This window comes from Massilia sp. HP4 (assembly GCF_005222695.1).
GTDB lineage: Bacteria > Pseudomonadota > Gammaproteobacteria > Burkholderiales > Burkholderiaceae_D > Telluria.
In genome coordinates this window covers 1-13884 of sequence record NZ_STGG01000061.1, presented here as the reverse complement: position 1 = coordinate 13884, position 13884 = coordinate 1, and the positions used below count along the sequence as shown (strand labels likewise).

The window sequence follows — 13884 nt, the reverse complement described above, 5'->3', positions numbered from 1 at the left end:
CGCAATTGGCCGCCAACAATGGCGACATGGGCGCGATCGTCGACTTCTTCGCCGCCTCCGAAGAAGCGCAGGTACGCTTCGGCACCGACACCGTCGCCGACCGCATCACCGAAATCTACTCCCAGCTGTTCAACCGTACGCCCGATGCCGAAGGCATGGCCTTCTGGACCAATGCGATCGAGCAGGGCCACGCCAGCCTGGCCGACATCGCCATGTCGATCCAGGGCGGCGCCCAGGGCAGCGACGCCACCCTGTCGCAGCTGCGCAAGCAGGCCGCCGACGCCTTCACCGCCAAGGTCGAAGCCGACGGCACCGAATACAGCGGATATGCCTCGATCGAAGCGGCCCGCATCCTGGTGCGCGCCGTGACCGCCGACGCCACCGCCGCCGATCTGGACGCGCTGGTCAACGCCGCCGTCTCGTTCGCCGATACTGCCACCAAGACCCCGCAAGTGGTCGAGGCGATCGCCGTCAACACGACCTTGCTGGCGCTGTTCGACACCGCGCGCGGCGTGAGCGAGCCGGTGGCGCTGGCCAAGGCATTGGCCGATACCGCCAAGGCGGCGGCCGGCGACCCGGTCACCCTGGAGTCGCTGCTGCGCGGCGGCGGCATGGACAAGGTGCTGAAAGTGATGCCGGCCAAGGCGACCCTGCAGGACGTGGTCGATGCGTTGAGCACCGGCGGCCTGCCGGCCGCCGTTGAAGTCGTGTATCCGAGCACGCCGACCGCACCTTCCACCCCGACCGCACCTCCTGCCCCGTCGCTCTCGATCGTATTCGATCAGGTCGAAGAAGACCTGCTGGATCGCGCCAAGGGCAATACGCTGACCAACGTCGAAGAAGCCGACATCACTTTCAAGTACAGCGGCAGCAAATCGTCCACGGTCCAGCGCTTCGAAGCCAGCATCGATGGCGGCAAGAGCTGGGACCAGATCGTCGTCAAGACCGACCTGGCCACCAGGACTGTCACTGTCGAGAATGTCAATTTGACGGGCAATACGCACCACGTCGAGTCATCGCTGTTCATGACGACGAAGGGTGGCGATCCGGAGAACGTCATCACCACGGTCCAGTTGCGCGCGTTCGATGGCAACAACAAGGTAATCGACGAAATCTCGCAGGATATCGAGTACGACGGCTATGTGGCATGGCCTCACATCAAGCTCGCCGAGCCGGAGAGCAAGAATGGCTTTTCCATCACGTCGACGCCAACCACCGCCAGTGATCTGTTCGAAGCCGTCAATATCGAGAAAAACGCCCTGGTCGAGTATGGCGTTCTGAAGACCCCTGTCGATAACGGCGCCAATGTATCCGAGAACACGGGCATCAGCTGGAGCACCGTCAAGCCTGTCCTGAAAGACGGCATGAACACGTTCTACATTCGCCAGACCGACCTCGCGGGCAACGTGCGCGAAAGCGAGTTCAGTATTGTGCTCGACACCGATGGCCCAGACGGCAAGCCCGTCATTGTCCTGGCAGACGATACCGGCGTCAGCAAGACGGATGGCCTTACCAACGTGGCCAAGCTTGCCATCAGCGGCCTGGATACCGATAGCGGCACCGGCTGGGAATACAGCATCGACAACGGCAATAGCTGGGAATTCGGCGCCAAGAACAATAGCGACGGCACGGGTGAACTCGATCTGTCGAAACTGGGCGCGGCGCCTGTCACCATCCAGGTGCGCCAGCTCGATGCGGCCGGTAGCGTCAGCGAGGCATCGCAAGAATTGACGTTCACCATCGATACCAGCGCGCCGGACAATACACTGAGCTTCTATCGCCTGTCCAACAGCGAAGAGTCGGGCAGCAATGCGACCCAGGAGAATACGACCGACGCCTACTTCAAGATGAGCGGCAGCCTGCCTTACGATGGCATCGTCGAGTGGCGCTACAAGGATGGCGACGGCAAGTGGACGGCGCTCGATTCGAAGGCCATCGTCAGCCACGGCGACGAAAGCATCGTGCTGGTCGAGAACATCGACCTGAGCAAGAAAGACCAGACCATCGAAATCCGCATGGCGGACTACGCCGGCAACCATGGCACGGCCTTCAGCCAGCCGATCGATGGCCCGATCGAGCCGCCGACGGTGAAGGCGGTCGCGACCGTTACCGGCATGGACGTCACCAGTCCTGCGGCTGGCACGATCGAGCTCGGTGGCAAGGTGGTCAGCGCCTCCGGTGACGGCGGCGCGGTGGCGGGCACCGTCCACGTCGGCCAGCAACTGTTGGGCGTGAGCGGCGCTCTTACCGTGACCGCACTGGACGGCACCGTCATGAAGGACGAGAACGACGACGTCACTTATCATTTCGGCACTGAAGATGGGAATCAGTTGTCGGGCACGTACGTGTGGGGGTTCGGTGGCCTTGACTCGTTGTCAGGCACCAGCGGCGCTGACTTCATCAGCGGCGGCGACGGTATGGACTTCATCTGGGCCAATGGTGGCCACGATATCGTATCGGGTGGCAAGGGCGGCGATAACATCTACCTGGATGCCCTCGACAACACGAGCAGTACCCTGTTGTACGAGGCCGGAGACACCCAGACTGGCGTGTTCGCGACCATGGGTTCGGTCGGCCAGATGGACAGGATCCGTGGCGCCGAGCTGGGCGATGTGATCGAGATCGGCGATATCTTCCGCGCCATGCCGACCGTTGGCAGCCAGTTCCTGACCAATGTCGCCGCTGGCCAGGTGTCGGTGGTGCGCGGCGCCCTGATCAATATGGAAACCCAGTTCCTTGCCAACGACAACGGATTATCCTTTGTCGTCCAGTGGACTGATGGAACGGATATCAACAGTATCGTCTTCGCCACCTACGGTTCCACGTCGTTCGGACTGGACATCGACATCGCTGCGGGCACCATGACCCTGGTCGAGCCATCGGCACAGTCGGACGATATCGTGATCATCGGTTCGTTCAACGGCTGAGCGTAGCGTATCGCCAGGACGGTGTGCCTGGCGATACCCGGATGCCGTGCAGTCGGCGGGCCGAAGGACGACTTCGGTCCGCCGATTCTTATTGGCGAGCCGGACACTGTATCGTCACACTGCTTCCATTCCAGCTTCATCCGGTCGTCCGGCTCGCGGTAAAATACCCGGATGACTTCCCCGACCTTCACCCACCTGCGCGTCCACTCCGAATACTCCATCGTCGACGGCCTGGTCCGCATCGACGACCTGGTCAAGGCGGCCGTCAAGGACAACCAGCCGGCGCTGGCCGTGACCGACCTGGCCAACACCTTCTGCCTGGTGCGCTTCTACAAGGCGGCGCGCGGCAAGGGCGTGAAACCGATCGTCGGGGTCGACGCCTGGATCACCAACGACGACAACCGCGACAAGCCGCACCGCCTGCTGATCCTGGCCAAGAACCACACCGGCTACCTGCAGCTGTGCGACCTGCTGGCGCGCGCCTGGCTCACCAACCAGCACAAGGGCCGCGCCGAGCTGCGCGCAGAGTGGCTGGAGGCGCTGGCCACCTCCGTGTCGACCCTGCATCCCGATGAACCGCAAGACAACGCCCTGATCGTGCTCTCGGGCGCCCATTTCGGCGATATCGGCCAGGCGATCGAGAACGGCGACCTGGCGCGTGCCGAAGCCAATGCCGAGCGCTGGGCGCGCGTCTTCCCGGGCCACTTCTACATCGAGATCCAGCGCGCCGGCCAGCCGAACCAGGAACAGCAGGTGCGCCATTCGGTGGCGCTGGCCGGCCGCCTGGGCCTGCCGGTGGTGGCGACGCACCCGGTGCAGTTCCTCGATAAAAGCGAATTCATCGCCCACGAGGCCCGGGTCTGCATCGCCGAGGGCGAGATGCTGGCCAACGCCAAGCGCGTGCGCCGCTTCAACGAGAATATGTGCTTCAAGTCGCAGGCCGAGATGGCCGAGCTGTTCAAGGACTTGCCGGGCGCGCTCGCCAACTCGGTCGAAATCGCCAAGCGCTGCAACGTCACGCTCACGCTGGGCAAACCCCAGTTGCCGAACTTCCCGACACCGGGCATGACGATCGATGAATTCCTGGTCGCCGAGACCAAGCGTGGCCTCGAGGAGCGCCTGGTGCAGCTGTACCCGAACGAGGCGCAGCGCGAGAAGGAACGCCCGCGCTACGAAGCGCGCCTCGAATTCGAGAACAAGACGATCATTAATATGAAGTTCCCGGGTTACTTCCTGATCGTTGCGGAGTTCATCCAGTGGGGCAAGAACAACGGCGTGCCGATCGGTCCGGGCCGCGGCTCGGGCGCCGGTTCGCTGGTGGCCTACGCCCTCAAGATCACCGACCTCGATCCGCTCAAGTACAACCTGCTGTTCGAGCGTTTCCTGAACCCCGAACGGGTCTCGATGCCCGACTTCGACATCGACTTTTGCCAAGAGAAGCGCGAACTGGTGATCCAGCACGTCAAGGACCTGTACGGCCGCGACGCGGTATCGCAGATCGCCACCTTCGGCACCATGGCGGCCAAGGGCGCGATCCGCGACGTCGGCCGCGTGCTCGATTTCGGCTACAACTTCTGCGACGGCATCTCCAAGCTGATCCCGTTCAAGCCGGGTAAACCGGTCTCGATCGCCGAAGCGATCGAAGAAGAGCCGCTGCTCAAGGAGCGCCTCGAGAACGAAGAAGAAGTCAAACAGCTGCTCGATCTCGCGCAGCAGGTCGAAGGCATCACGCGCGGCATCGGCATGCACGCCGGGGGCGTGCTGATCGCGCCGGGTAAGCTCACCGACTTCTGCCCGCTGTATACGCAGGGCGGCGACGCCGGCGTGGTGTCGCAGTACGACAAGGACGACGTGGAGGCCGTGGGCCTGGTCAAGTTCGACTTCCTGGGCCTGACCACCTTGACCATCCTCGACCGCGCGGTCAACTACATCAAGGACCTCGACCCGGCAGAGAGCGAATTCGACCTGGCCGCGCTGCCGCTGGACGACCGCGCGTCGTACAAATTGCTGAGTGACGCCAAGACGGTCGCGATCTTCCAGCTTGAGTCGCGCGGCATGCAGGGCATGCTCAAGGACGCGCGTCCCGACCGCTTCGAGGACATCATCGCGCTGGTGGCGCTGTACCGTCCGGGCCCGATGGACCTGATTCCCGACTTCTGCAAGCGCAAGCACGGCGAGAAGTTCGACTATCCCGATCCGCGCACCGAGTCCATCCTGTCCGAGACCTACGGCATCATGGTCTACCAGGAGCAGGTCATGCAGATGGCGCAGATCGTGGGCGGCTACTCGCTGGGCGGCGCCGACATGCTGCGCCGCGCGATGGGTAAAAAGAAGGCCGAAGAAATGGCCGAGCACCGCGAGATCTTCCGCGCCGGCGCCGCCAAGGATGGCCTGTCGACCGAGAAGGCCGACGAGATCTTCGACTTGATGGAAAAGTTCGCGGGCTACGGCTTTAACAAGTCGCACGCGGCCGCATATGCGCTGCTGTCGTATCACACGGCGTATCTCAAGGTACACCATACCGCCGCGTTCATGGCAGCCAATATGTCGCTGGCGATGGAAGACACCGAGAAGATCAAGATCCTGGTCGAGGACGCAAAAGAAGTCTGCAAGCTCACGATCTTGCCGCCGGACGTCAACGAATCGCAGTTCCGCTTCACGCCGGAAGGCGAGGCCAGGTCGAAGACCGGCAAGCAGGTGACCAATATCCGCTACGGCCTGGGCGGCGTGAAGGGCGCGGGGCAGGGCGCGATCGAGGCCATCATCGCCGCGCGTAAAGAGGGCGGCAGGTTCAAGGACCTGTTTGACTTCTGCAAGCGGGTCGACCGCAAGCAGATCAACCGCCGCACGATCGAATCGCTCATCAGGGCAGGCGCGATGGACGCATTCGGGGTCGATCGTTCCGTGCTGCTGGCGTCGGTCGCGTTCGCGATGGAAGCGGCCGGCCAGGCGGCGGCCGCGGCCAACCAGGTCAGCCTGTTCGGCGGCGACGATTCCGATCTCGTGGCGCCGCCCGAGTACGTCAAGGCCACGCCCTGGACCGACCGCCAGAAGCTGTCCGAAGAAAAGATCGCGCTCGGCTACTACCTGTCGGGCCATATGTTCGACTCATATGCGCAAGAAGTGCGGCGCTTCGCCAAGACCAAATTGAAGGACCTGGAACCGTCGCGCGACCCGCGCATGATGTGCGGCGTGATCACCGGCGTGCGTACCCAGATGACCCAGCGCGGCAAGATCCTGATCGTGGCGCTGGACGACAAGACCGCGGTGCACGAGGTGACCGTCTATAGCGAAGTGGCCGAGGCCAACAAGCACGCTCTCAAGGAAGACGAGTTCCTGCTGGTGGTCGGCAAGGTGTCCGAAGACCGCTTCAACGGCGGCCTGCGCATCACGGCCGAGAAGGTGTTCGACATCGCCGCCTCGCGCATCCAGTATGGGCACAAGCTCGAGATGGACCTGGCCACTTCCGTCGACCCGGCCAAAATCGCCGAGGTGCTGCAGCCTTACCGGGTGCAGGACGGGATGCCGGTCAGCCTGCGCCTGGTGACCAATGGGATTCCGTATGTCGTCCAGCTAGGGGACGAGTGGCGAGTGGGGCCGTCGGATACGCTCAAGCAGGCACTCGAGCTGACTCTCGGGGCGAAGGACGTGGCGGTCGAATACTGATCGGGCGTTGGTGCGTCGGTAAATGCGCATGGACGTTGGCGCGTCGGTGAACCGTAGGGTTGGCGGCTACGCCGCCGACGCGGTGATGGTTGGCTGCGAGATCATCCGGCGCGATATCGGCGCCGTTAACAATCACCGCGTCGGTTGGCCGCGAGATCATCCGGCGCGATATCGGCGCCGTTAACAATCACCGCGTCGGCGGCACAGCCGCCGACCCTACCGTCATCAAGGCTGCGGGTGCTCGCGCAGCCCGACCGTGGCTTGCGTGGTCCCGTTGGCAGCCCGCTCCAGCACGATCTTGCGGTTGCTCGATTCCTGGTCGCGCTGCGCCTCGCGGTGCCACAGGTGCAGCACCTCGGTGGCCAGCGCGCCATCCTTGCGCAGCACGCCGGCGTGGAACAGCCGCACCACCAGGTCCGAATCCTCGTGGCCCCAGCCGGTGAAGCTCTCGTCGAAGCCGTTCACCTTTACCAGGTCGGACTTCCACACCGCCAGGTTACAGCTCTTGATGCGGCGCCAGCTGAATTTGCGCCGCACCCGGCCGAGGTCGGGCCAGCGCAGCATCGTCTGGATCACCTTGTTCATGTCGCCGGCAAGCCGATGACGCAGGCGCTCGCCCACTTTCATGCCTGCGACGTCGATATGTTCGCGCAGGACGCGCTCGGTCAGCCGCTGGCTCAGGAGGATGCGGCTGCCGGAAACCAGGAAGCCGGGTTGCGCCAGCGCCCGGTGGCGGCGGATGAAGTCGCGTTGCGGAACGCAATCGCCGTCCAGGAAAATGATATAGTCGCCTGTTGCCGCCAGCGTGCCGCGGTTGCGCGCCATGGCGGCGCGAAAGCCGTCGTCCGGCTGCCACACGTGTTTCAGGGGCACCGGCGACCGTGCCGCAAGGCGCTCGATGCAGTCCCGCGTGTTGGCAGTCGAGCCATCATCAGCGATAATGATTTCGAAATTCTTGTCGTCCTGTAAAAAACAGGCTTCCACCACCGCCTCCAGGGCGTCGGGCCGGTTGTATGTGGTGATCACGACCGATATTGTCTGTGTTTGCTGCATTGCTGTCCGATTCCATAGCCGACTAGGTCGCAAGAATATCCCACAAGAACCTGAATGAACAATAAGCCGCTGATGTCCCGGGAGCCAATGCAGGTCTGGATCGGCTTCCAGGCCTTCCTGTTCCCCTTCCTTAGCCTGACCACTCCTTCCGGCATTGGTTTTTCCAGCCTCCTGTTCCTGCTGTCGGCCCTGTGCGTGCCGCGCAAGGCCTGGGCCGCATTGGCGCCGCATTGGAAAGAGATCCGCTGGGTGGTCGCAGCCTTCTGGTTCCAGTTCGCGCTGGCCGCGGTGGCCGTCATGATCCGGCCCGAGGCCGGCATTGATTACCTGGACAAGCCCTCGCGCATGCTGCTCGCCCTGGGCTGCATGGCGCTGGTCCTGCTGGCGCGTCCTCCCGCCGCCACCCTGTGGTGGGGCGTGGTCGCCGGCAGCGTGGCCGCGCTGCCCTTCGTGGCCTGGCAGCGCATCGTGCTGCAGATCGAGCGGCCCGGGGGTTTCCTGAATGCAATCACCTTCGGCGACCTGGCCATGGTCCTGGGCCTGGTGGCGCTGGCGGCGGCGATTGACTACCGCCACCATACCGGCAAGGCGGTTCTGGCTGGTGCCGGCGCGCTGGCCGGCCTGGCGGCCTGCCTGCTGACCGGCACCCGCGGCGCCTGGATCGCGCTGGCGCTGGCCGCCCTGCTGTTCCTCTCCTATGCCCAGCTTCTCAAGAGCCGCAAGGTGCGCCTGCTGCTGGCCGGGAGCTTTACCCTGGTCGCCGCCGCCTTCTTCGTGCCGGCCACCGGCATGCAAGAGCGCGCGCTGCAGGGCGTGGACGACGTCCAGGCCTGGGTCGACGGCGGCAATGTCTTCACCAACGTCGGCACCCGGCTCGAGCTGTGGAAGGGGGCGGCGATCCTGATCGAAGAGCGGCCGCTGTTTGGCCTCGACCGCAACACGCTGCGCGCCGAGATCGGCCGCCTGGTAGAGCAGGGCACGCTCGATCCGGCGATCCTGTCGCTCCAGCACCTGCATAACGATGCCCTGCAGGCGCTCGCCACCGGCGGCGTGTTCGGGCTGCTGGCCTGGATCGGCATCCTGGCCGCGCCCTTCATGTTCTTTGCGCGCCAGATGGGCCGCGTCGGCGCCGATGCGAGGGGCCGCTTCGCGCCGGCGCTGGCCGGCATGCTGGTGGTGCTGTGTTATTTCAGCTTCGGCCTGACCGAAGTCATTTTCTGGTCCCTCAAGGGCAGCATGTTCTATGCGCTGATGGTGTTCCTGCTCATGGGATTCTGCCTGGCCGCCCAGCCGGCAAGGGAAGCAAAGGTTGAACAACGTGGAAACTAAAGTCATCATCCGGCGCCTGCTGTCGCTGGTCAAACCGTACCGGTCGCGCGCCTGGATGGCGCTGCTGTCGATGGCCATCACCGCCGCCACCCAGCCGCTGCTGGGCGAGGCGCTCAAGGTCCTGCTCGACGACGGCTTCAAGGACAACGTCGGCTTCAGCCTGTGGTGGATCCCGGCGATCCTGGTGTCGATCTTCATCCTGCGCGGCATCGGCACGTTCGGCACGGCTTACTTCAACAACTGGGTGCTGTCCCGGGTCCTGAACGACATGCGCGCCATGGCCTTCGAAAAGGTCTTGCGCCTGCCGGTGGCGCGCTACCAGGACGAATCGACGGGCAAGATCATCAACACCGTGGTCAACGACGTGCGCCAGGTGGTGGACATGATCCAGTCGGTGTTCGTGGCCTGCGTGCGCGACGTGCTGGTCGTGATCGGCCTGCTCGGCACCCTGCTGTACCTGAACTGGAAGCTGACCCTGGTCGCCATCATCGTGATCCCGCTGACCGCCGTCATCGTGCGCACCACCACCAAGCGCCTGCGCAACCTGAACCGCGAGAGCCAGCGCGTCACCGCCGAGATGACCGGCGTGGTCGAGGAAGCCGCGCGCGGCCACCAGGTGATCCGCGTGTTCTCGGGCGAGCAATACGAGCGCCGCCGCTTCCACCAGCGCAGCGAAGCCCTGCGCGGCTTCTCGCAGCGCATGACGGTGGCCTTCGCCGCCACCACGCCGGTGACCCAGATCGCCACCTCGCTGGCCTTGTCGCTGGTGATCGTGCTGGCGATCCAGGCCGACATGACGGTCGGTGAATTCACGCAATTCGTGACCATGATGCTGATGCTGCTCACGCCCCTGAAATCGCTGGCCGAGGTGAACGGCCCGATGCAGCGCGGGATGGCGGCCGCCGAGACGGTGTTCGGGATCATCGATTCCGAGCCCGAGCTTGACACCGGCAGCCGCGACCTGGGCCGCGCAACAGGCCACCTGGTGCTCGAGAACGTGGTGTTCCGCTATCCCAACGCGGTCAACCTGGCCATGAACGACGTGTCGCTGGAAGTGAAACCGGGGCAGACGGTGGCGCTGGTGGGCGTGTCGGGCGGCGGCAAATCGACGTTCGTGAACCTGGTCACGCGCTTCTACGATCCGGAAGGCGGCCGCCTGCTGCTCGACGGCGTGCCGTATGCAGACGTCAAACTGGCTTCGCTGCGCGGCCAGATGGCGATGGTGAGCCAGAACGTGGTGCTGTTCGACGATACGCTGGCGGCGAACATCGCCTATGGCGCCGAGCAGGTCGACTACGAGCGCCTGGCGGGCGCTGTCAGGGCGGCGCATTTGACCGACGTGGTGGCGCGCCTGCCGGACGGCATCGACACCCGCATCGGCGAGAACGGTTCGCGCCTGTCGGGCGGCCAGCGCCAGCGGGTGGCGATCGCGCGCGCGATCTACAAGGACGCGCCGCTCCTGATCCTGGACGAGGCCACGTCGGCGCTCGACAACGAGAGCGAACGCGCAGTGCAGGCGGCGCTCGACACCCTGATGGCCGGCCGCACCACGATCGTGATCGCGCACCGCCTGTCCACCATCGAGCGCGCCGACCGCATCGTGGTGATGGAAGCGGGGCGCATCGTGGAGCAGGGGACGCATGACGAACTGCTGGCGCACAAGGGCATGTATGCCAATTTGTATCACCTGCAGTTTACGGCGGCAGCGGACGCGCAATAAACCAGGCGCAGGGTATGCGATCAACGCGCATAATGCGCCGCTTCCCCCGCCTGCTCGTGCCCAAGGCTGACCCCATTGGCCCTTTCCTGCACCGCTTCCACATAACGCTTGAGCGCATCGTCCAGCGATGGCAACAGCAGGCCGCGCTCGCTGCCCATGGCGCTATACCCCGGCCGGCGGGCCACATGGCCGCATTCCTCGATCGAGACCTCTTGCAGCTGCTCGCTCGAGACGCCGGCCGCCGCGCAGGCGCGCCGCGCCAGTTCGGCCCAGCTCAGCGCTTCGCCATTGGTCAGGTGCCAGACGCCGCGCTCGCGGTCGATCAGTAGGTCGAGCGCGACGTTGACCAGGTCAGGCACATAGGTCGGCGACACCGTCACGTCGCGTGCCGCCTGGAACGGCAGGCCGACGTCGAGCGCGTTCAGGGCCTGGGTCACGAAATTGTGCTGGTCCCAGGGCCCGAAGAAGGCGCTGGTGCGGATCACCAGCGCCTGCGGGTCGGCATCCAGCACGCGCCGCTCGGCCTCGAGCTTGCTGCGGCCATACACGCCGAGCGGGTTGGCGGCATCGGATTCGATATACGGCTGCTCCTTGCCGCCGTCGAACACCAGGTCGGTCGAGAAGGTCATGAAGCGCAGCGCGTGGCGGATAGCGGCCAGTGCCAGCACGGTCGGCCCCAGCGTGTTCTCGCGCATGCAGCGCTCGGGATCGGCTTCAGCCTCGTCCACCCGCACATAGCCGCCTGCATTCACGATGGCCCACGGCTTGAAGCGCACGATCGCGGCATCCACCGAGGCCGGATCGGTGATGTCCATTTCCTGGCGCGTCAGCACGTGGCAGGCCAGGTTGCGTTTTTCGCAGATGCGCTTGAAGGCTGAACCCAGGGTGCCGGTGGCGCCCGAGATCAGGATCGGCTGCACGCGGGTGGACTTGAACTGGCTGCGCACGGCGATGTCGGCGACCGCGGTGCGCGTGGCGATCGGCTTGCACCAGAATCGTCCCGGACGGCGCCACCAGCCTTCGCCCTGCAGCACGGGATTCGAGAGCGGCCGCTTGCTGGCCAGCTCGCGCATCAGGGTGGCGAGCGCGGTCGGGCGCGGCGCCGGGCCGCGCACGTCGAACGGCCCCGGTTCGTAGTAGCCGCGGCACTCGGTCACCAGGCAGTTCCAGTCGAAGGAACCGAGCAGGGCCCAGACTGTCACCGCGCGCACGTCGGCGCCCTGCTGGCGCGCCTTCTGCGCCGAATTCCAGATCTCGAGCAGCCAGCGCAGCTGGTCTTCGCGGTTGGCGTCGATATGGGCCTCGGTGATCGCGATCGGCAGGCCATAGCGTTCCCAGGTCTCCATCAGGAGCGGGGCGATGCCCGGCGTCGGCGTGGCCAGCGCGCGCGGCGCCTCGATGTCGGCGTGCGGCACGCCGCGGAACACGTGGCGGTGGGTTTCCGGATAGCGTTCCGGACGATGGTCGAGCCAGCGCTCGCTGGTGATGTAGTAGTTCACGCCGACCACGTCGGGCGGGCAGGGATTGTCGCGGAACCAGCGCAGCTCTTGTTCGCCGGCGCCCGATTCGCGCAGGTAGTTCCACAGCGTGTGCCCCTCGTCGATCATCCCGCACAGCAGGTCCCAGGCCAGCCAGCGGCGCTCGTTGAAGAAGCTGCTGATCTGTTCCATCTCGGGCGTGCCATAGGTCTTGGACAGGTCGTCGGTCTGGACCAGCTTCGCATCCGGGTTGACGGCGCGGATCGCGCGCATCGACAGCACGGTGGCGCGGCATTGCACCAGCAGGGCGCGGATGAAGGTCGCCTCGTCGCCGCCGTGCGGATACCAGACCCCGGCCAGGCCCGAGAAGCGCGCCGTGGTGCAGATCTCGTTGACCGGGGTGTAGTACTCGACCCAGGGGTAGCGCGCGGCCACCGCGCCGGCATACTCGGCCAGCAGCTCGGGGAAGGCGGGATCGATCAGGCTGGTATGGCGTGGGCCGCTGCCATGGTGGACCAGGCCCACGATCGGGTTCACGCCCAGTTGGCGCAGCGCCGGCAGGCGCTCGTCGGCCCATGACCAGTCGGCCTGGTCGACGCCGTCGGGGGCGGTGCGCTCCCAGAGCACCGGATAGCGGATCGCGCCAATGCCGAGGGAGGCGAAGCGCTCGATGTCCTGCAAGCGCCCGGCGTGGCCGTTGCGGTCCATCTGGCTGAAGTAGTTGTCGCGTACGCGGTTGACCGTGCATTCGAGCCCGCCCCAGAGGGCGAGGTCCGGCGTGGCGGCCGGCTGGGAGTCGGTGTGAATATCCATGAAATCCGTACCTGCGCAATGAACACAGGTCCCAGCCTAACGGTCCGATGCAAGGGCTTATGTGAAGTGGCCCACATAATCGGCTTTTTTCGGACAAATCCTACTTTCTGTGGGCATTACAATGGTGCCACTCTCAGGCAGGAGAAATGCGATGTATATGGTGTACTGGACCGTTGTCGGGATTGAAGCGAACGAGGCCCATGCCCAGCCGTTCGGCACCAGCGAGATGGTGCCGGCGATGCAGTTCATGGAAGAGCTGCGCAAGCGCCAGCGCGCGGGCGAGGGCGTGCGCTTCATCACCATGTGTTCGGAGCACCCGGACGTGGTGGGTCATCCCGGCGTCGACGTCACCGGGCCCGATTACGACTGGAAGAAGCGGCGGCGCTAGTTCAGTTCAGCGGCAGGCGGCGCTTGAGGATCTTGCCGCTCGGCGCGGCCGGCAGCGCCTCCATGAACACGATGCGCGCCGGTCGTTTATAGGGCGCCAGGCGGGGACGCAACCATGCCTGCAGCACCGCCTCATCCACCCCGTGCGCCTCGACGAAGGCGACGACTTCCTCCTCGGCCCCGGGCAGCGGCCGTCCAAGCACGGCCGACTGTACGACCGCCGGATGCGCGTTCAGCGCCGTCTCGACTTCTAGCGGATAGACATTGAAGCCGGAGTGGCACAGCTGGGGTCAGGTCTGACATTCGGACACGACCTCAGCTTTAATTGACGTCTGAGAATGGCAATTCAATGCCTGCGGGGCTGATATCGCACAGCTGGGGTCACGCACAGCTGGGGTCAGGTTGAGATGGTCCGGGTTTCATGAACATCCAAATAAGGGACAATATGTCCCTAAAGGATAAACATGAAAAAGAAACAGCTACCATCGAAGCGGGAGATCATTCCCGCCAC

The 13884-nt window shown here is 64.8% G+C and carries 7 protein-coding genes and 1 pseudogene; 5 read left to right on the top strand and 3 right to left on the bottom strand.

The features are described 5' to 3' along the window. The coding region (locus E8M83_RS22670) for an Ig-like domain-containing protein (RefSeq protein ID WP_137175626.1) at positions 1–2927 on the top strand (2927 nt) is incomplete at its 5' end. Positions 2928–3098: 171 nt separating this feature from the next. Then, positions 3099–6593 (top strand): DNA polymerase III subunit alpha, encoded by a 3495-nt coding sequence (gene dnaE, locus E8M83_RS22665; protein WP_137175625.1) that lies wholly within the window; start codon positions 3099–3101, stop codon positions 6591–6593. Between the two features lie 225 nt (positions 6594–6818). On the opposite strand, the gene E8M83_RS22660 is transcribed toward dnaE, so the two are convergent. Then, complete coding sequence (locus tag E8M83_RS22660) at positions 6819–7646, bottom strand: glycosyltransferase family 2 protein (RefSeq protein WP_137175624.1); 828 nt, start codon at positions 7644–7646, stop codon at positions 6819–6821. 54 nt (positions 7647–7700) lie between these two features. Between E8M83_RS22660 and E8M83_RS22655 the strand changes: the two genes are divergently transcribed. Beyond that, entirely contained in the window at positions 7701–8975 is a 1275-nt protein-coding gene (locus tag E8M83_RS22655) for an O-antigen ligase (RefSeq protein ID WP_137175623.1), read from the top strand. Beyond that, complete coding sequence (gene msbA / locus E8M83_RS22650; RefSeq protein ID WP_137175622.1) at positions 8965–10695, top strand: lipid A export permease/ATP-binding protein MsbA; 1731 nt, start codon at positions 8965–8967, stop codon at positions 10693–10695. The genes E8M83_RS22655 and msbA overlap by 11 nt, the downstream gene beginning before the upstream one ends. Before the next feature lie 20 nt (positions 10696–10715). Here the strand turns inward: msbA and E8M83_RS22645 are convergent, their stop codons facing one another. Further along, a complete protein-coding gene (locus E8M83_RS22645; protein ID WP_137175621.1) occupies positions 10716–12986 on the bottom strand; it encodes a family 1 glycosylhydrolase in 2271 nt (756 codons plus the stop codon). Positions 12987–13137: 151 nt separating this feature from the next. Here E8M83_RS22645 and E8M83_RS22640 point away from each other — a divergent pair, with 151 nt between their 5' ends. Continuing rightward, on the top strand, positions 13138–13374 hold the full coding sequence (locus E8M83_RS22640) for a hypothetical protein (RefSeq protein ID WP_137175620.1): 237 nt from the start codon (positions 13138–13140) through the stop codon (positions 13372–13374). Position 13375: 1 nt separating this feature from the next. Here the strand turns inward: E8M83_RS22640 and E8M83_RS22635 are convergent. Next, positions 13376–13657: pseudogene (locus E8M83_RS22635) on the bottom strand (long-chain fatty acid--CoA ligase); the annotation flags it as partial. Positions 13658–13884: the final 227 nt, after the last annotated feature.

Excerpts from the sequence above, each read along its gene's own strand:
- E8M83_RS22645 (WP_137175621.1), bottom strand. The coding sequence starts at position 12,986 with ATGGATATTCACACCGACTCCCAGCCGGCCGCCACGCCGGACCTCGCC.
- E8M83_RS22660 (WP_137175624.1), bottom strand. The coding sequence starts at position 7,646 with ATGCAGCAAACACAGACAATATCGGTCGTGATCACCACATACAACCGG.
- E8M83_RS22640 (WP_137175620.1), top strand. The coding sequence starts at position 13,138 with ATGTATATGGTGTACTGGACCGTTGTCGGGATTGAAGCGAACGAGGCC.
- dnaE (WP_137175625.1), top strand. The coding sequence starts at position 3,099 with ATGACTTCCCCGACCTTCACCCACCTGCGCGTCCACTCCGAATACTCC.
- E8M83_RS22655 (WP_137175623.1), top strand. The coding sequence starts at position 7,701 with ATGAACAATAAGCCGCTGATGTCCCGGGAGCCAATGCAGGTCTGGATC.